This window comes from Gabonia massiliensis, from assembly GCF_001403595.1.
GTDB lineage: Bacteria > Bacteroidota > Bacteroidia > Bacteroidales > Coprobacteraceae > Coprobacter > Coprobacter secundus.
This window is the reverse complement of record NZ_LN877939.1, coordinates 1,295,579-1,315,728: the sequence shown is the minus strand read 5'-3', so window position 1 is coordinate 1,315,728 and position 20,150 is coordinate 1,295,579. Positions and strand designations below refer to the sequence as shown.

17 protein-coding genes are annotated in these 20,150 nt (G+C 35.3%); 8 read left to right on the top strand and 9 right to left on the bottom strand.

Annotated elements, in window-relative coordinates; all coding sequences use genetic code 11:
* Together BN2628_RS09930 and BN2628_RS09925 are read right to left on the bottom strand one after the other, a co-directional pair.
* The coding region (locus BN2628_RS09930; protein ID WP_055097046.1) for an OmpH/Skp family outer membrane protein at positions 1-526 on the bottom strand (526 nt) is incomplete at its 3' end.
* A 30-nt stretch (positions 527-556) separates the two neighbouring features.
* Positions 557-769: a hypothetical protein gene (locus BN2628_RS09925; RefSeq protein ID WP_021930544.1), complete on the bottom strand. Its 213-nt coding sequence runs from the start codon at positions 767-769 to the stop codon at positions 557-559.
* 163 nt (positions 770-932) lie between these two features.
* Between BN2628_RS09925 and BN2628_RS09920 the strand changes: the two genes are divergently transcribed.
* Entirely contained in the window at positions 933-2,396 is a 1,464-nt protein-coding gene (locus BN2628_RS09920; RefSeq protein WP_055097044.1) for an aminoacyl-histidine dipeptidase, read from the top strand.
* A 401-nt stretch (positions 2,397-2,797) separates the two neighbouring features.
* On the opposite strand, the gene BN2628_RS09915 is transcribed toward BN2628_RS09920, so the two are convergent.
* From BN2628_RS09915 to porQ, 7 genes are all read right to left on the bottom strand, one after another.
* Entirely contained in the window at positions 2,798-4,891 is a 2,094-nt protein-coding gene (locus BN2628_RS09915) for an HD family phosphohydrolase (protein ID WP_055097166.1), read from the bottom strand.
* Between the two features lie 32 nt (positions 4,892-4,923).
* Entirely contained in the window at positions 4,924-7,182 is a 2,259-nt protein-coding gene (locus tag BN2628_RS09910; RefSeq protein ID WP_055097042.1) for a RelA/SpoT family protein, read from the bottom strand.
* A gap of 340 nt (positions 7,183-7,522) precedes the next feature.
* Positions 7,523-7,927, bottom strand: a complete 405-nt coding sequence (locus BN2628_RS09905; protein ID WP_055097041.1) for a hypothetical protein — start codon at positions 7,925-7,927, stop codon at positions 7,523-7,525.
* Between the two features lie 260 nt (positions 7,928-8,187).
* Entirely contained in the window at positions 8,188-9,168 is a 981-nt protein-coding gene (gene pfkA, locus BN2628_RS09900) for a 6-phosphofructokinase (protein ID WP_044225938.1), read from the bottom strand.
* Between the two features lie 106 nt (positions 9,169-9,274).
* Positions 9,275-10,138 carry a 4-hydroxy-3-methylbut-2-enyl diphosphate reductase gene (locus BN2628_RS09895; protein WP_055097164.1) on the bottom strand — a complete coding sequence of 288 codons (864 nt, stop codon included), beginning with the start codon at positions 10,136-10,138 and terminating at the stop codon, positions 9,275-9,277.
* A 10-nt stretch (positions 10,139-10,148) separates the two neighbouring features.
* Positions 10,149-10,847 carry a (d)CMP kinase gene (cmk, locus tag BN2628_RS09890; RefSeq protein WP_055097039.1) on the bottom strand — a complete coding sequence of 233 codons (699 nt, stop codon included), beginning with the start codon at positions 10,845-10,847 and terminating at the stop codon, positions 10,149-10,151.
* Between the two features lie 103 nt (positions 10,848-10,950).
* Positions 10,951-11,973 carry a type IX secretion system protein PorQ gene (gene porQ, locus BN2628_RS09885; protein ID WP_055097037.1) on the bottom strand — a complete coding sequence of 341 codons (1,023 nt, stop codon included), beginning with the start codon at positions 11,971-11,973 and terminating at the stop codon, positions 10,951-10,953.
* 245 nt (positions 11,974-12,218) lie between these two features.
* On the opposite strand from porQ, the gene BN2628_RS09880 reads away from it, so the two are divergent.
* From BN2628_RS09880 to BN2628_RS09850, 7 genes are all read left to right on the top strand, one after another.
* Complete coding sequence (locus BN2628_RS09880) at positions 12,219-13,196, top strand: polyprenyl synthetase family protein (protein WP_055097036.1); 978 nt, start codon at positions 12,219-12,221, stop codon at positions 13,194-13,196.
* Positions 13,197-13,209: 13 nt separating this feature from the next.
* The gene (locus BN2628_RS09875; RefSeq protein ID WP_055097034.1) at positions 13,210-13,908 is read left to right on the top strand and encodes a hypothetical protein; all 699 of its coding nucleotides are present in this window, start codon (positions 13,210-13,212) and stop codon (positions 13,906-13,908) included.
* Positions 13,905-14,678: a TatD family hydrolase gene (locus BN2628_RS09870; RefSeq protein ID WP_044225926.1), complete on the top strand. Its 774-nt coding sequence runs from the start codon at positions 13,905-13,907 to the stop codon at positions 14,676-14,678. The genes BN2628_RS09875 and BN2628_RS09870 overlap by 4 nt, the downstream gene beginning before the upstream one ends.
* Positions 14,679-14,778: 100 nt before the next feature.
* Positions 14,779-16,002, top strand: a complete 1,224-nt coding sequence (locus BN2628_RS09865; RefSeq protein WP_044225922.1) for a 3-phosphoshikimate 1-carboxyvinyltransferase — start codon at positions 14,779-14,781, stop codon at positions 16,000-16,002.
* Positions 15,999-16,409, top strand: coding sequence for a phospholipase (locus BN2628_RS09860; protein ID WP_087880310.1), 411 nt, complete (start codon positions 15,999-16,001; stop codon positions 16,407-16,409). Before BN2628_RS09865 ends, BN2628_RS09860 begins: the two co-directional genes overlap by 4 nt.
* Before the next feature lie 16 nt (positions 16,410-16,425).
* Entirely contained in the window at positions 16,426-17,244 is an 819-nt protein-coding gene (locus BN2628_RS09855) for a metal ABC transporter permease (RefSeq protein WP_044226464.1), read from the top strand.
* 111 nt (positions 17,245-17,355) lie between these two features.
* Complete coding sequence (locus BN2628_RS09850) at positions 17,356-20,148, top strand: type IX secretion system periplasmic lipoprotein PorW/SprE (protein ID WP_044225919.1); 2,793 nt, start codon at positions 17,356-17,358, stop codon at positions 20,146-20,148.
* The last annotated feature ends 2 nt before the right edge of the window (positions 20,149-20,150 follow it).

The following is a 20,150-nucleotide window of genomic DNA, read 5'->3' as shown; positions in this document are numbered from 1 at the left end:
ATAAAGTACTGGTGTTATTTAAAATGACTTCGTATTTTTTGTTTTTATTATATTCTTTGATGAAATTGTTGATTGAGTCGGCCATTTGCATTTGCATTTTTACCTGTTCTTGCATATTTTCTGATTCAAGGCGTTGTCCTAAAGTTTGTAGGTCTTGTTGTTTCTTTAATAGACGTTGTTGCTCTTGTTCTAGACGTTCTTGTGACAAGAAGGCATTGTTTTGATATTTGCGTTGAAATTCAGCACCTTCTTTGTCTAATTCGCGAGCTTTTTCGTTAAAGCTGGCACGGGCATTTTCTTGACGGCGAATTAGTTTTTCATTTAATTCTTTGGCGTAATCATATTTCACCAATAAAGAATCTAGATTTACATATGCAATCGGAAGTCTATTAGAGGATGTTACATTGCTCTTTGCTGGAGTTTCAGTAGTTTGGGCAGTTTGTCCGGTATTATTTTTACACTGAATGAACAACATTGCAATAGCAAGAGCCATGGCCGAATGCATAAATCTGGTAGCAGTCTTCATAATTTTCTTGTTTTATCTGGCTAATAAAATTTAATTTTCATTTATCAAATCGGACAATCTTTTTCGATTGCGATCTTTCAAATCAGTGGTCATAGCACAAGAAATACCTCTTTTCTTCATTTCTTTGTTTGATCCAATATGACTATTGGGGAAATGTCCGTTTTTAACAAATATGACTTTTATTCCTAAAAGAATGAAAGCTATTGCAACAATCCCAATGGTTAAAAGTATCGTATTCCACATTTTGACTATATTTGTACTGCAAATATAAAAATAAACTCTGATTTAATTGGTTTATAGCTTTATTTTTGACCATTATATCATAAATGAAGCTGAATTTAACACTAATTTATCAGGATGTGACCTATTTTGATGTGTTTTTAACTCGATAATTTTGAATAAAGCAATGGAAGTAAAAGATTTAAAACCGGAACTGATTTGGCACTATTTTGATGAAATAACCAAGGTTCCACGCCCTTCGAAGAAGGAAGGCAAAATTCGTGCATATCTAAAGGCCTTTGCACAGGAACATGGATTAGAAGAAAAGGAGGATAAAACAGGCAATGTTTTAATTACAAAACCTGCTACTTTAGGATATGAAAAAGCTCCGGTAGTGATTTTGCAATCTCATATGGATATGGTTTGTGAAAAAAATAATGCTACTCAACATGATTTTGAGAATGATCCTATCGAAACATATATAGATGGTGAATGGGTGCGAGCTAAAGGTACTACATTAGGAGCTGATAATGGCATAGGGATGGCTGCTACATTGGCTGTTTTGGCATTTGATAATTTGCAACATGGTAAAATAGAGGCATTATTCACTGTTGATGAAGAAACCGGTCTGACAGGAGCTTATGGTATGAAGCCTGGGTTTTTATCGGGAGATTATTTGTTGAATTTGGATTCTGAAGATGAAGCCGAGATTTATATTGGATGTGCTGGAGGAATAGATACAACTGCAATATTTACCTATAAACCTACTATGACTCCATCAGATTATTTCTTTTTCCGTATAGAGGTCGGAAATCTGAAAGGTGGACATTCGGGGGGGGATATACATAAAGGATTAGGCAATGCCAATAAGATTTTAGCGCGTTTCCTGTGTAAATCCTATAAAAAGTATGATATGGTTCTTTGTAGCATAAATGGAGGGAATCTTCGTAATGCTATACCTCGTGAAGCTTCGGCTATAATTGGGGTTCAGCATAGTGAAAAAGAGAAGATTCGCGTCGATTTTAATCATTTTATTGCTACTATTGAGAGTGAACTTGGAGGAATAGAGCCAGATATGACTTTGGTAATGGAGTCTGAAGACAAACAAGGTCGCTGCATCGACCGTCAGACAACATTTGCATTAATCAATTCTTTAAATGCTTGTCCACATGGTGTTATTGCTATGAGTCGAGATATTCCAGGATTAGTAGAGACATCAACAAATCTGGCTTCTGTAAAAATGGCTCCTGAAGATAAGATTGTAGTAACGACCAGCCAAAGAAGCTCTGTAGAGTCATTGAAAGATGAGATTGCTTGTCGTGTGGAGAGTGTCTTTTCTCTTGCAGGTGCCGTAGTGACTCATGGGGATGGATATCCAGGGTGGAAACCAAACCTTGATTCTTGTATATTAAAAATAGCAAAGGAGGCTTATGAAGAATTGTATCGGATAACTCCGGAAGTAAAAGCTATACATGCAGGATTAGAGTGTGGTTTGTTTCTTGAAAAATATCCTAACTTGGACATGATTTCTTTTGGACCTACATTACGAGGTGTTCATTCTCCAGATGAGAGAATGCATATTCCGGCAGTTGAGAAGTTTTGGAATCATCTGGTTTTGATTTTGAAAAAAATATCGGAAATTGAAAAGTAAAATAATATAAAGTTGCTATTTTCCGGGTATTCCCATCATTATATGATAAAAGAGGCTGTTTCGTTTGTTTCAAAACAGCCTCTTTCGTGTTATAAGTGTGTGTGGTTAGGGCCTCACGGCTTTATCTTCATCTAAATTGATATCTTTTGACAGCTTTTATTAAACTGGGGAAATAAAGATTTTAGGAGTAGATTTTGCTCCTTTTTATTCCCTATTTCGCTTCAAAGGTAATGTAATTTTTTCAGGAGAAGAAATCTAAATGAAAATTTCAGTATTATATTTCACATATCATTATGCTATAATCTCTCAAATCAAAGTATTAAAAAATTATTATTAAGGCTCTTATGTTTAAAAAGGTGTTTTTTTGTCATATTGAGGAAACATTTTAAATACATTATTTTTTAGTTTTTCGAACTATTTTCCTGTTCTGGGCTTTTTCCTCCGTTTTTTTTCAATTCAGGATAGCTGATTCGGGTGTGGTACATTGTTTTTAATTTTTCGATGAACACGCTTTTTATGGTTTCTACATCTCGGAAACTTATGGGGGCATCTTTCATCAAGCCGTCTGCAATTTGGCCGTCAATGATATTATTGACTAATTTGGCTATAGATTCTTCTGTATATTCTTTCAAGCTGCGAGATGCAGCCTCTACAGAGTCGGCCATCATTAAGATTGCGGTTTCTTTTGTGAAAGGATTAGGACCAGGGTATGTGAAAGACTCTTCATTTATCTTGAAGTCTGGAAATTCATTTTTAAAAGAATTATAGAAATATTTAGTTTTACTTTTTCCGTGATGTGTACTAATAAAGTCTTTAATGGCTTGAGGCAACATTAGTTTGTCGGCCATTTTTAAGCCGTCTTTGATATGTTGTATAATGATTTGAGCGCTTTGTTCATAAGAAATTGCTTGATGAGGATTTACACCAGATTGGTTTTCAGTGAAAAAGGCTGGATTTCCGAGTTTTCCGATGTCATGGTATAGTGCTCCTGTACGTACTAATTGCGCATTAGCCCCTATTTTTATTGCTGCTTCGGCTGCTAGATTAGATACTTGCATCGAATGCTGGAACGTTCCTGGACATATTTCGGATAATTGCCTGAGAATAGGAGAATTGATATCTGATAGTTCTACCAATGTGACATTTGATACAAAACCAAATGTCTTTTCTAACAAATAGATAAGTAAATAAGCAAAAAGTAAAAGAATACAACTTCCACCAAAGTAGGCAAACATATTCCAGTTTATTTTAGTCCAGTCTCCTTCTGATAATAAAGTATATCCTAAATAAGAGATAGAGTAAGCTATAAATACCAAAATGGCACAGCGTACTAATTGTGAACGTTTTACTAAGTCACTTAATGTATCAATAGCAGTCATTCCGATAATGATTTGCAAAAATATGAATTCCATTGCAAATGGAGCTACAAAGGCACAAAGTAACACTGTTATTAAATGGGCATAAAGAGCTGTACGAGAATCTATAAAAGTTACGATAATAATTGGCAGAATGGCAAATGGTACAATGTATATACCTAAAACTTTTAATTGACTTGTAAAATAAGCTGTTAATGTCACACCGACTATCATTATAAGTAAGAAGCCTAATCGGCGTGCGTCATTAAATATTTTGGGGCGGAATAATGCTAAGAAAAGGTAGAAAAAAACATATAAGCAAATTATCACGATAGCTTCACCTAATATGGTGATTTCTCTACGATCAAGATTGATTGTTTTTTTTAGAGTTACTGTTTCGAGCGATTTTAATATTTGGTAAGTATGAGGAGACACTATTTCACCTCTATCTATGATTCTTTCTCCTGCTTGTACTACACCAGATGATATTGATATGCGTTGTAGAAGTTCATCTTTTGCTTTTTGAGTAGTACCAGCATCAAAAGAAAGGTTTTCAACGAGATAATTGTTTAAATTACAATCGTGCACGAGACTGCGACTACCTTCATCGGGCAAATTTTCTATTATCTTTTCGTATGCCATGCGTGGAGATAATAGAGACGACATCAGGTAGGTTTTTGAAACGTTATTTTCCAATACACGGATGGCTGTTATTTTTTCTTTTTGTAGTCGTTCGTAATCATTTGAAGAGACAATTCCTTGTTGATAGACCTCTTGTATTTCTTTTTGTAATAAGTTATATAAATAGGTTGGGAGCTTGCTTTTCAAACTTGTTTTATATGCGATTTGTAAACTTTCTGATTGTTTGGTGGCAATATTAGGATTGAATGTATAGAAAGGTTGGAAATCTTTTAATACACTATCTTGTTCGGTTTTGATTTGAATACTGCTTTTATATATTGGAAAGTCGAAAGACGCAGTTAGAAGTCCGTATCTCCAAGGTTTACCTTCTTGAAAATGATATCTGAATTTACCTTCTCTGGGGAAGAAATATAGAGTCAGCAATACAGCGGCAATGAAAAATAACGATTGAAAAATCGTTTGTCGTGAAAAAAACGCTTTTAATTTTTTTGATGCCATATTTATATTCATTAAAGATTATAAGACGTAAATCAGCTCATAATACGTGTTGCAGATTTTACCTCTTTTATTTTCTTTATATTATCACACATCCTCTCAACATCTTTGATGTTATGTACCAATACACTGATTGTTCCCTTAAACAATCCATCGTTTGTTTCTATGTTGAGATTACGAATATTTACAGCTAAATCATTTGAGATAATGCGGGTGATTTGGTTTAATACCCCAACTTGATCTATTCCAGTTATTTCGATTGTTGCAGGAAAAGAGTCAATAATATTATCATCCCATTGGGTCGAGACTAGTCGAGGGCCAAAGCTGCTTTTCAGACGCATAGCAACTGGGCAAGAGCGTTTGTGTACAATTACATTTTCATTTTCGTTGACATATCCCAAAACATCGTCTCCTGGTATTGGGTTACAACAAGTTGCAATAGTATAATTTTTGGTGCTTCCGTCGTCTTTAAGTATATAAGTTGCTTTTCTGTCTATTTTATTTGTCGGTTCGTTATTGATAACCTCTTGGGGTTGTTGTGTGGAAGGTTTATTATTACTGTTTCCGACAAATGGAATGCGCAGGTATTTCATAAAGACATTTTGTCCTTTTTCTTTGAAAAGTTTTTTAGTACTGTCGTTTAATGAAATTTCATCAGCGCCTAATCTGTAAAACAGTTCTTCTTTTTTGTCTATTTTATAGTGATTGAGAAGTTTGTCTATATTTCTAATATTATCTTCAAAGTTGTTTTCTTTCAGGAAGCGATTATATATTTCTTCTCCTTTGACTATTACTTGCTTTCTGTCTTTACGTAGGGCAGCCATTAGGCGAGTTTTTGCTTTAGCTGTTGTGATAAAGTTTATCCATTCAGGTTTAGGACTTTGGGATTTAGATGTTAGTATTTCTACCTGATCTCCACTCTGTAGTTTTTGGCTGATGGGAACTAATCGATGGTTTACTTTCGCAGCTATGCAATGATATCCCATATCTGAATGTAGGGTAAATGCGAAATCAAGAGCTGTAGCATCTTTAGGCAATGTTTTTAGTTCTCCTTTGGGGGTAAAGACGAATATTTCAGAAGCAAATAAGTTTAGCTTTATCGTATCTAAAAAGTCCAATGCATTGGGCTCTGGATTTTCCAAGATTTCTTTAATTGTTTTAAGCCAGATGTCTAGTTCTGATTCTTCATCGGAATTACCGACTTTATATTTCCAATGAGCAGCAAAACCTCGTTCGGCTATTTCGTCCATTCGCCGACTTCGTATTTGTACTTCTATCCAGTTGCCGTCAGGGCCCATTACAGTAACATGTAGAGCTTGATATCCGTTTGCTTTAGGACGACTTACCCAATCTCGTATGCGTTCAGGATGGACTTTATAGATATCAGTAATTACAGAATATATATTCCAACATTCTTTTTTTTCATCTTCTTCTTTAGGACAATCGAATATGATGCGAACTGCATATAAATCATAAACTTCCTCAAATGGGATGTTTTTTGTCTGCATTTTGTTCCAGATGGAATAAACGGATTTTACTCGAGCTTTCATTTCGAAAGATAGTCCCATCTCGTGCAATTTTTTGAGTATAGGAGCAGAAAAATCCTCATAAATAGCTTGACGCTTGGCTTCAGTGTCTGCAATTTTCTGAGTGATTTGCCTATAAGCATCTGGATGCTCGTATTTGAAACTAAGGTCTTCCAGTTCTGTTTTGATAGCGAAGAGTCCCAGTCTGTGAGCTAAAGGAGCATAGATGTATAATGTTTCTCCTGCTATTTTATATTGTTTACTGGGAGTCATGGAGCCTAATGTCCGCATATTGTGAAGTCTGTCAGCCATTTTTATGAGAATGACACGAATGTCTTCGGACATAGTCAATAGTAGTTTTCTGAAATTTTCTGCTTGGGCAGAAGCTTGGTCTCCGAATATACCCCCTGATATTTTAGTTAGGCCGGCAACAATCATTGCTATTTTTCGGCCGAATAGGTTTTCTATGTCTTCTACTGTATATTCGGTATCTTCTACAACGTCATGTAAAAGAGCGGAGCATATGGATGTCGATCCTAAGCCAATTTCTCGGCATACAATACGAGCTACGGCGATTGGATGTAATATGTAGGGTTCACCTGACCGTCTGCGGATGCCCCGATGTGCTTCTTTAGCAAATCGGAAAGCACGTTCGATAATATCCACTTTTTTACGATGGTTCGAATTCAGGTAATCTGTTAATAATGCCTGGAATTCTCGTTCTATCAATTCGTTATCTGCTTTTTCCGCTTCAGATATGTTGCTCATAAACTGTCCATTTTACATAATCAGCAAACTTAAAAAAAATAATTCAATTATAATAACAGTTTTAGGTTGATTATTCCAGATTACATAATGAAAAAATATCGAGTATATGCGACATTTCAGCGTTTTTTTTGTTTTTGAGACGATTTAATGTGTATCAAATAAATTGGTGTAAGAAAGTGAACATGTAATTTCTTTTGTATTGATAATTTTTTTGTGTAAGTTTTTTAATGTACTTTTAAGATTTGGATATTGGGCTATTATAGATAAAAAAGGCATTTTCCTTTCTAAGGAAAATGCCTTTTTATCTGAATTTTATAGAAAATACTTTAGTGTGCAATTATTATTCACCGAAAAGTTTGATTGAACCGATTGGCTGGATGGGCTTTACTGACCGGATGTTTATGTATTTGGCGGGATAGCCTGATACTGTGACTGCTTTATTCCTTTTTCCGAAAAGACCTTTTTTCTGAGTAATGGTGAAACGTGGGTCAACTAAAATATCAGCATTTGCTGATTCTAATGCTTTAGCGATCGCATTCTCTTTTAGTTCATCAAGAGTATATCGTTTGTTTAAGCGGCCTTTTAAAGTAGCTGATACACGTTCCTCTTTGACACTTAAATCAGCTTCTGCTGCTGTTTGTACTTTTACTCCTGGCTGAACACTATTCGCTGTAGTTAAACTGGTAGTACAAGAGCTGAATGTAACTGTAATTGCAATTGCAATAAAGAATGATATTTTTTTCATAAATTAAGAATTAAATAATAAGATAAATGTGATAGTTTATTATTGGACAAAGGTAGAAAAATAATATATCCTTTATTGATGTAAATATGCTGTTAATGAAGATTTTATATATAAAATATATACTTAAAATATTTTATTTAACTTATAAATCTCTTTATGAAAAATTTGAAAATGGAGTCTTCAATTATGTATTAAAAAAAACGTAACAATTTATTTTGTTACGTTTTTTTAATATGAGAAATACGAATGTTATTTTAAAGTTAGATAGAAAGAATACGTAATGTATTTAACAGCTCTCTGTTGATAGGTTTGTCGTTTTTTATAGCTTTATTAAAAGGAACATATTCTATTTGGTCATTACGGACACCAATCATTACATTTCGTTGATCTTCGAGTAGAGCATCTATTGCAGCAGCTCCCATACGGCTGGCTAAAATACGGTCATTGGCTGTAGGAGAACCACCTCGTTGAAGGTGTCCTAATATGGTTACACGAACATCATATTGTGGATATTCGTTTTTTACTCGTTCGGCTAGATGCATAGCCCCTCCTGTACTTGGGCTTTCTGCTACAAGGACAATACTACTGTTTTTTGATTTGCGGAATCCGTTTTTAATCAGTTCTTCAAGCTGATCTACTTCTGTTGCTATTTCTGGAATAATTGCTGCTTCCGCTCCTGAAGCGATAGCTCCATTTAGAGCTAAGAATCCCGCATCACGTCCCATGACTTCGATAAAAAATAAACGTTCGTGAGAAGTGGCAGTATCTCGTATTTTATCGACAGCTTCCATAATTGTATTTAAAGCTGTGTCATAACCGATTGTCGTGTCGGTACCAAATAAATCATTATCTATTGTCCCTGGTAATCCGACAATAGGGAAATTATGTTCTGTTGCAAAAATACGGGCACCCGTAAGAGTTCCGTCTCCTCCGATAACAACAAGAGAATCTATTCCTTCTTTCACCAGATTATCATAGGCTAATTGACGTCCTTCAGGTGTTTCAAATTCCTTGCACCGAGCTGTTTTGAGGATTGTTCCTCCTTGTTGTATGATGTTACTTACATTTTGAGTTCTGAAAGGAACTATTTCATCGGTAAGTAGTCCTTTATATCCTCTGTAAATTGCTTTTACATCGAAGCCATTGTAAATTGCGGCACGTGTCACCGCTCTAATTGCTGCATTCATGCCTGGGGCATCTCCGCCAGAGGTCAGAATTCCAATACATTTAGCTTTTGCCATAATTCAGAATTTTTAAATTAGCCTGATTTATCAGTTGCAAAAATATGAATTTATATTATAATGAGTGTATTTTGTACGTATTTTTTTAAAAGATAAAAATTTATTTTTATAGCTTCGACTGTAAATAATCAAATACTTCTTCCATGAGCCATTTGGGAGTAGATGTAGCTCCACATATACCGATACTTGATGTATTTTGCAGCCATTCATTTTTTATTTCGGAAACATTCGAAACGAGCTTTGAATTTGGATTTACTTTACAGCATTCCTCGAATAACACCCTTCCGTTTGAGCTTTTTTTACCGCAGACGAATAGAATCAAATCATGTTTTTGAGCAAATTCTCGAATATTAGGTATACGATTGGCAACTTGTCGGCATATAGTATCATAATATTTGAATGGCTTATCTGAAGATTGTTTTTGGGTTATTTGAGATACGATATTTTTAAATCCATCTACAGATTTAGTAGTTTGGGAATAGAGGCGGATTTCTTTTTGAAAATTTATTTTATCCAAATCTTCTACTCCTTCTATTATCAATGCTTTTCCTTGAGTTTGTCCTACTAGGCCATTTACTTCGGCATGTCCGGGTTTTCCATAAATTATAATCTGTGTTTGCTCCGGAGTCGTTTCATTATAAGATTTTTTAATTTTACTCTGTAATTGTAAGACAACAGGGCAGGTTGCATCGATGATTTCTATTCCGTTTTTACGTGCGATGTCGTAAGTTTCAGGAGGTTCTCCATGAGCACGTAGTAGTACTTTTACGTTATGTAGTTGCTCAAATTGTTCATGATTGATAGTGATTAATCCTTTAGTTCTAAGACGTTCGACTTCATTGTTATTATGAACAATATCTCCAAGACAGTAAAGAATTTCACCTTTTTCAAGTTCTTCTTCTGCTTTTTTTATCGCATTTACAACACCGAAACAAAATCCAGAACCTTTATCTATTTCTATTTTTACCATAGAATTTGATTTATTTAAAGAGGGCTTTTTGATATTGCTCATATAACCATTTGTCCTGTTCCTCTAATGTCATGTTGGAATTATCGAGCAGAATTGCATCATCGGCTTTTTTTAGGGGACTTTCACTCCTATTTTGGTCTATATAATCACGTTCTTGAACGTTTTTAAGAACTTCTTGATAAGAAATATTTTCTCCTTTGGCTTTTAGTTCATCTAACCGACGTTTAGCTCTGGTTTCAGCTGATGCTGTAACAAAAATCTTTAATTCGGCATGAGGAAAGACAGTTGTTCCAATGTCGCGCCCATCCATAACTATTCCTTTAGTTTTTCCTAAAGCTTGTTGTTGAGCGGTCATGGCTGTGCGTACAAATTTAAGAGCACTTACAGGACTGACAAGGTTGGAGACTTGCATACTTCTTATTTCCTGCTCTACATTTTTTCCGTTAAGCCATGTTTCAGGACGCCCTGATAGTGTATTTATTTTAAATTCAATATGGATATTTTGCATTTGTTTTTTTAGGCTATTTTCATCTATCAGATTTCCATCTATCAGATTGTGGTTAATACAGTACAAGGTGACTGCTCGATACATGGCTCCACTATCGATGTATATATAGCCAATTCTTTTTGCCAGACCTTTAGCCATGGTACTTTTTCCACAAGAAGAGAAACCATCTATTGCAATAACTATTTTATTATTTTGTTTCATGAATCCTAAATTAAAAATAGAAAGACAAACTTAAACAAAATAACTGAAATGACCGAAAATATAGAAGTAGATTTCGAATGGTTAAAAAGCTATTTAAAATTTGTTAGCGGAGAAATTCTGAGACGTTTGTTGTCAAGTTGACCATAAAAGTTGAACCTCCTATATGATGTTGCGTATATGACGCCCCTACAGCAAACATTTTTACTCTAAATCCGGCTCCGAGGCTAAATCCCGATAAGAAATTACGTTTGTAGGATTTCATGTCGGTACGAGTTTTATAATTGTATCCCAAAGCAATGTATAAGTTTTGAGAAGGTATATAGTCTGCTGCAAATATTAGATGACGAAATAGATTTGATGCAAAATTGTTTTTTTCTTTTAATTCACCATCGGTACCGTTCATCTGGTCGCTTATTGTTGTATATGGCAATTTCCATTGTGTTAAATATTGTGCTGTGACAGAAAATCGAAATGGGGCATGAGCAAGGGTTTTTGATAAACCTAATTGTATATCCCAAGGCAATTTCTCGAATTTATTGTTAAATCGTTTCAGCTGTCCTCCGGCATTTTTGATTACGGCCGATAGAGACAGTTCAGTTTCTGGGTTATAATAATTGATCCCCATGTCGATACATAGTGCAAGAGCCGAATATTGTTCATAATTTGAGTAAACAAATTTTCCGTTTATCCCCCCACGAAGACGATCATTGATATCATAAGAGAACATACCGTTAAAAATAATGTCTTTTGGACTGAATGTTCCAATGATTACTCCATTGTTTTCAGTTTGTTTCATTTCTCCGTAGCCGAAATATTGTATTCCTACCCCCCAGGCTCCTCGTTCTCCTGTTGCTTTACTGAAAGTTGCTCCCGCAATGTTAATTCCTGCTACATATCGCATATAGTTCAGATTCAATTGCATATCCATTTCTTGACCTAATAATGCTGGATTTTGAGTAGCCATAGTAACGTCTTCTTCTATTATGGATATATTATTCCCTCCTAAAGCATTGGCATGGGAAGATATAGGTATATTTAGAAAATCGTAGGATGATTTTCCTTCCTGAGCCAAACAGTTGAGGCTGATATAAAAGAAACTTATGAGGCAATATATAAGCCGGTTCATTATCCTAATGATGAATTATCTAAGGTTCAAAAATACATTTAATTTATGAATTGTTAAAATCATTTTTTTATTAAACATTCTCTTTAATAACGGGAAAAAAGAGAATACAGTATATTAATCTGAAAAATATCTTTCGTTTTTTCTTATTTTTCATGATTTGGACGTATATTTATGTTTTCTTTGTTAGTACCTTTTTTATAAAGTCGTAAAAAAAATGTATTTTTGAAACCGTTAAATGAATACAAATGAAGACAGTAGAACAATATATTGAAGCAATTAACCAAGGTTTGGCTCAGATTCCATATCCGGAGTCTCCGGATGAGTTGTATGCACCGATTCGCTATGAACTTTCTTTAGGAGGGAAAAGAATAAGGCCGTTGCTTACACTAATGGCTTGTGAAATGTTTGGAGTCGATTATCACCAAGCTTTGGCTCCAGCTTTAGGAATAGAAATATTTCATAATTTTACATTGCTTCATGATGATGTAATGGACAATGCTGATGTCCGTAGAGGAAAACCTACTGTACATAAAGTGTGGAATGAAAATACTGCAGTTCTGTCAGGGGATGCTATGCAGATTTTAGCATATATGCAGATTATGAAAGCTCCGGATTTTTATTTGCGGGAAGTACTTGATGTTTTTTCCCATACAGCAATGGAAATTTGTGAGGGACAGCAGTATGATATGGAGTTTGAGGTGCGGGATGATGTTACGGAAGATGAATATCTGAACATGATACGGCTAAAAACAGCAGTATTATTAGGTGGAGCTTTGAAAATTGGGGCGATTATAGCAGAAGCGGGCGCTACGTCTGCCGAAAAATTATATCAATTTGGAGTCAACATAGGTTTGGCATTCCAATTAAAAGATGATTATCTTGATGTTTATGGAGATCCTGTAGTTTTTGGGAAAAAGATTGGAGGAGATATTCTGAATAACAAAAAGACCTATATGTTGATTAATGCGTTACGACTTGCTAATGGGGAGGACAAAGAAGAGCTTTTGGGATGGCTGAATCGGGAGGACTTTGATTCGAAAGAAAAGATATCTTGTATAACAGCTCTGTATAATCGATTAGGAATTAAGGAGCTTTGTGAAAATAAAATGCAGGAATATTATAGTAAGGCATGCGGATGTCTTAAGTCTATAGAAGTAGAAGATGATAGTTATAAGAGTCCGTTGTTGCAACTTGCTTCGGACCTGATGTATCGAGAATATTAATTGTTTTGAAAAGATGCCATATCGTCGATTGCCGAATACTGATAGTGCGAGAATACGTTCTCTTGAATGTGTCGTAAACAAAGATGATATGTTTTTGGCTCCAGAACCTGTGTTATCTTATCATATTGTAAATGAAACAAAAGTTTTTTTACCTCGTTTTAAGTCTGCGTATACTCTTTATCATCAATATTTAGATATACAGGTAAAAGATAATGCTAAGTACCAAGCGAAACTTCGTAATGCCCGTATGTATATTTCTCATTTTATTCAGGTTTTGGGTATGTGTATTATGAGAAATGAGATAAAAAGGAGTGCCGTAGAATTATATGGTCTATCTCAAAGTCGTTTTATTGTACCTGATCTAATGAGTGAAAATGCTATTTTAGAATGGGGTGCAAAAATTATTGCAGGAGAGACGATGAGGATACAACAGGGAGGAACTCCTATTTATAATCCGGCTATAGCAAAAGTTTCTGTTCATTATGATATATTTAGAGAGGCGTTCAATATTCGGAAAAACGCTATGGCAAATACAGCGAAAGCTTTATTTGCGTTATCTCAGATGCGAGATATGGCTGATAAAATTATTCTTGAGGTTTGGAATCAGGTAGAAAAATATTATTCTTTACTACCTGAGACAGAACGTTTGGCAAAATGCCGCGAATATGGTCTCGTCTATTATTATCGTAAAAGTGAGAAGGAAAATAGATGATAGATACACATACTCATATATATTTGACAGAGTTCGACAATGACCGGGATGATGTGGTTTTAAGGGCTCGAGAAGCAGGTATTACAAAAGTTATTTTACCTAATGTTGATTTGACGACTATTCGATCGTTGGATGAGGCGGTAAATCGATATACCGGTTTCTGTTTCCCTGCTATGGGATTGCATCCGACGTCGGTGGATAGTAATTATAAAAAGGCTCTTGACCATATTGCAAAGTTACTTGATACAAGTGAATATTGTGCAATCGGAGAGATTGGGTTGGATTTGTATTGGGATAAGACTTTTATTGCGGAGCAGATAGATGCCTTGACTCAACAGATGAGGTGGGCGTCATCTAAAAAATTACCGGTAATTATACATTGTCGAGAAGCTTTGCCGGAAATTTTGCAAGTGTTGAAAGATTTGAAGCATCTTTCTTTGCAAGGCGTTTTTCATAGTTTTTCTGGTACGCCTGATGATGTTTCAATGATATCGGAATTCGGTGATTTTTATTTTGGTATAAATGGAGTGGCAACGTTCAAAAATGTACATATGGAAGATGTTGTTAAGAAAATAGGGTTACATCGCCTTTTGTTAGAAACAGATGCTCCATATTTAACTCCAGTACCTTTTCGAGGTAAAAGAAATGAACCGGCTTATATAATTTATACAGCCCGTCGTTTGGCAGATATTATGGGAATATCATTATCCGAATTAAGTAACCAAACTACCTACAATGCTTGCCGGTTATTTGGTTTATCTACCAAATAAAATATCTATTTTTTTATTCTTTAGAGAATGCTATATTTTCTGGTCTTATTTATATTGTATTTTTCGTTACTTTTGTATCAGAATACAAAACAGATAAAAAATGTGCATTCAGGTTTTTCCTCCAGATAGAAGTTGTGCTGAAGTTGATCTGCCAGCCTCAAAAAGTATTAGTAATCGGGTTTTGATTTTGAATGCTTTGAGCTATAGCCCATATGTTATTGAGAATCTTTCTGATTGCGATGATACTTGTGTTATGGTACGAGCATTAGAATCAAATGATACCTGCTTTGATATACATGCTGCGGGGACTGCTATGCGCTTTATGACAGCATTTTTATCTAAGATTGTGGGGGAGTGGGTCCTTACGGGATCAGAAAGAATGAAACAGCGACCGATTAAATTGTTAGTCGATGCATTATGTTCTTTAGGTGCTAAAATCGAATACTTGGAAAAAGAGGGTTTTCCCCCTCTAAAGATATATGGTAGCGTATTGGAAGGTGGGAAATTGAGCCTTAATGGAAATGTGAGTTCTCAGTATATTTCTGCTTTATTGATGATTGCCCCGTACATGAGAAAAGGCTTGGAATTGCACTTGACTGGAAATATTATTTCGAAGCCTTATATTCATATGACATTGCAGTTGATGAAGGCGTATGGAGTAGAAGCACAATGGCAAGGAAATATTATTATCGTACGGCCTGGAGAATATCGGCCAATTCCTTTTAAAATAGAATCAGATTGGTCGGCTGCATCGTATTGGTATGAAATTGCAGCTTTATTGCCCGGTTCGGAATTTGAGTTAGATGGTCTGCGGAAAAATAGTGTTCAGGGAGATTCTAAAATTGCAGAGTACTTTTTTTCTTTGGGGATTTCTACCCAATATACGAACAGTGGAGTGAAAATAAAATATAATGGGAATATGTGCCGCAAGATGGTTTGTGATTTGACTGACCAACCGGACTTAGCTCAGACATTAATTGTTACATGTGCGCTTAAGGGAATTCCTTTCAGATTTTCAGGTCTACAGAGTTTGAAGATAAAAGAAACCGATAGAATAGAAGCATTGAAAAATGAATTGAAGAAATTGGGTTATCTGATTACAGATATAAATGATTCTATATTGGAATGGTCTGGTGAACGATGTGAGGCTGAATCTGAGCCTATTATTGAAACATATGATGATCATCGTATGGCTATGGCTTTTGCTCCAGTATCTATAACAAGAGGCAGTATCATTATTCGTAATCCTAAAGTTGTAAATAAATCATATCCATCATATTGGAAAAATATTGAAAATGCCGGATTTAAAATTAAGGATATATGATCGTTGTCATATTGATATTATTGGCTATTATCTGCTTAGGGGTTGTGGCTGCTATTTTGCAGAAATCTTATAATTGGAAAATAGAAGAGAAAAAAGAACAGTCTGCCTCAATACAGTCGCTTGATGGGTGTTGTGGAGCGCATGAAATTTGTGAAAAAGAGAGTTTGTTGGCTGCGGTGAGTAAAAATATAGAATATTATGATGATGAGGAACTGGATCGATTTAAGGGCTATTCTTCCAATAGTTATTCTTCCGGTGAAGTCCAGGAATTTGCGGATGTATTATATACCCTGAGGAGTGAAGAAGTAGCAGGTTGGGTAAGAAGTTTACAATTAAGAGAAATAGAATTACCTGATCAGCTAAAGGATGAAATAGTAATGATTGTCGGAGAGAGACGCCGGTCTTAAAAACATAAAAAAACATATGTTAGAAATATTGCGATATTCATTTTTTCAAAATGCTCTTTGGGCTATTTTGTTGATTAGTTTAGCAGGGGCAGTGATTGGTACCTATGTTGTTACGCGTCGTTTGGTTTTCATAACAGGAGGTATAACGCATGCATCCTTTGGGGGATTAGGTTTGGGCTTTTTTTTAAGTCTTAATCCTGTTGCCATAGCTTTGATATTTGCCGTATTGTCTGCATTGGGTGTAGAATGGATGTCAAGGAAAAATTCTGTTCGGGAAGATTCTGCTATAGCTGTTTTTTGGGCTTTGGGAATGGCTGTAGGGATTATATTTATATTTCTTACTCCAGGCTATACCCCGGGACTTAGTGAATTTTTGTTTGGAAATATTCTGACAGTTACACATACAGATTTGTTGATTTTTGCTTTGTATACGAGTGTCCTGTTCCTCTTTTTTATTTTGTTTTACCGGCAAATAATATATATTGCGTTTGACCGGGATTTTGCTTATACACGCCGTATGCCTGTACGTTTTTTTGAGTATGGAATGATTTTTTTTATTTCTATATGTGTCGTATTGTCTATTCGTTTAGTCGGGATTATGTTGTTATTATCTTTATTGACAATGCCGCAATTGATTGCTGATTTATTTTGTAGTCGTTATAAAAGTATTGTTGTATTTTCTGCAGTTATAGGTATAATATGCGGTTTGGTCGGATTGTTTGTTTCGTATTATATAAATGTACCGGCAGGGGCATGTATTGTATTTGTTTTGGTTGTTTTTTATGGATTAGCTCGGGCTATTGTGAGAATAAAGCAACCTTATATGGTTGAATAGATGATAATTGGGGAGAGTTTAAATAATTTTGTTTTTAGAAGAAAGAGACAATAAAAATGTTGTTTATCTGTTTATTTTATTAAGTGATTGTAATAAAAGAGCAACGATAAGTTGAATAAATATTTAGAATATCTCTGTATAGGGTTTTTATGCCTGTTATCGGTAGCTTCATGTTCTGTAAAAAAGAATACGAAAGCTACTCGGGCTTATCATGCCATGACTACTCGTTTCAATGTCTATTTTAATGGAATTGAGAACTTTAAGGAACAGCTTAAAGTAATGGAAGATAAGTATGAAGATGACTATACTCGTGAACGAATCTATATGCATCCTGTATCGGCATATTCCAACCCGAAAGATGTTAAGCCGGGAGGAAGTTTTGATCGCACTATCGAAAAGTGCCAAAAGGCCATACAGCTTCATTCTATAAAGAAACGGCCGCTAAGAAATAGTAAAAAAATGTCTGATCCGAAGTATCGTGAATTTGTAACTCGGGATGAGTATAATCCGTTTATTCATAATGCTTGGAGTTTAATGGGAAAAGCTCAATATTATAAAGGTGATTTTTTGGGAGCTTCGGCTACGTTTATCTATATAACCCGGCACTTCACTTGGAAACCTGATTTAGTTGCAGAATCTCGTATTTGGTTGGCTCGTTGTTACCTTGAAATGGGCTGGCTGTATGAAGCTGAAGATGTATTGCAGAAAATTAATAATGATGGATTACCCGATAGCCAGACAACGTGGTTTGCCACTGTTAATGCCGATTATCTTATACGTAAAGGAGATTATAAGCAGGCAATTCCTTTTTTGAAAACTGCGATTAAAGCAGAAGGGAATAAACGCCAAAAAATAAGGATGACATACCTTCTGGCTCAACTTTATGCAATAACTGGAGATAACAATGCGGCTTATGCGGCTTATGAACGGGTTATTAAGAAGGGGCCGGACTATAGGACGGAGTTGAATGCCAGGATACGTCAAACAGAGGTCTTTTCAGGGAAAGATATGGAAAAGATTTTGAAAAATTTGACTCGAATGACTCGGCAAGCAAAGAATGCAGAATATTTGGACCAGATTTATTATGCAATAGGCAATTTGTATCTTTCTCGAAAGGATACGGCTAAGGCTGTTGCCAATTATATTTTAGCTGCAGAAAAAAGTACGCGGAATGGAAAAGATAAAGCAATAAGTCAATTGACTTTAGGTAAGATATATTTTGACCGTAGAGATTATGTAAAAGCACAACCGTGTTATGCAGAGGCCTTGCCTTTGATTGACGAAAGTTATCCAGATTATAGTGAGATTGCAAAGCGCTCAGAGGTTCTTGATGAGTTGGTAGTGCATGCTCAGAATGTCGAGCTACAAGATAGTTTGCAGCATTTAGCATCTTTACCAGAAGCTGAAAGGATGAATATTATCCAGAAAATTATTGATGACCTTATTGCTGAAGAAAAAAAGGCAGAAGAAGAAGCAAGACGTCAGGCTTATTTGGAAGAACAAGAGGGAATGATGGCTAATATGCCGGTGAATAATAATGGCGCTAAGCAGCCTACTGTACCTACTATGAATATGGGTAATGGAAGCAATGCTTGGTATTTTTATAATCCAGCGTTAGTATCGGCAGGTAAAACAGAGTTCCAACGTAAATGGGGGCGGCGTAAACTTGAGGATGATTGGCGTAGACGGAATAAGGCCTCATTCTCTATGAGTGATTTTGCTGATAATAATATCAATTATGATGAGCCGGAAGAAGGTGATATTGAAGAGATAAGTGATAGTATTGCAAAAGGAGATACGATAAGTAATGTTATGCAAAATCCTTTATCCTCAGATCCGAAAGACCCTCAATTCTATGTACAGCAGCTGCCTTTGACTCCTGAAGATATAGCTAATTCTAATGAAATTATCTCAGATGGTTTGTTCAATATGGGATTGATTTTAAAGAATAAGTTGGAAGATATGTCGGCAGCGATAAGTGCGTTTAATGAGTTGGATCATCGTTTCCCGGACTGTGAATATATATTGGAAACGTATTATAATATGTATTTGATGTATATGCGTATGGGAGATAAGGAGACTGCTGAGGTTTATAAAAAACGTATTATTGACCGCTTCCCTAAGAGTGATTATGCAATAGCATTGGCAGATCCCAACTATCTTGAAAATCTAAGGAATATGGACGTGATGCAAGATTCATTATATAATCAAACTTATGAAGCGTATTTGGCTAACAATAGTACTAAAGTTCATGAATATTACGAGTTAGTTTCCCGTAAGTATCCCTTGTCTGATTTGATGCCTAAATTTATGTTTCTTAATTCATTATCTTATATTGGAGAAAAGAATATTGAGGCTTTTCAAACTGGATTGAAGGAACTCCTTGAAAAATATCCTGAAGCAGATGTCAGTCCTGTTGCTTCAGGAATGTTAAAAGGGTTGGCTCAAGGGCGTACGATAGCGACAGACGGAGGTAGCCCAAAAGGGATGATATGGACTATGTCATTAGGAGGGGATGGAGATTCGTTATCGTTGAGCAACGATTCTGTCGCACCATTTACATTAGATAAAGATGTTCCTCATTCCCTTGTTTTAGTATATGAAACCAATAGTATATCATCAAATCAATTATTGTTTGATGTTGCTAAATATAACTTTTCTAACTTTTTGATTAAAGATTTTGATTTGGAAATAATCTCCTTTAACGAAATTAGTATGTTAATTATCAAAGGATTTAATAACTTTGATGAATTATCGCATTATCGGAAGATGATAGAAGGAGAGAAGGGTATACCGTTGCCTCCTGGCGTACGTCCGGTAATGATAAGTGATTCGAATTTTAAACTGTTGCTTGATGGGCGTAGTTTTGAAGACTATTTTAATTTTGTACAAGAGAATCAGTAGCT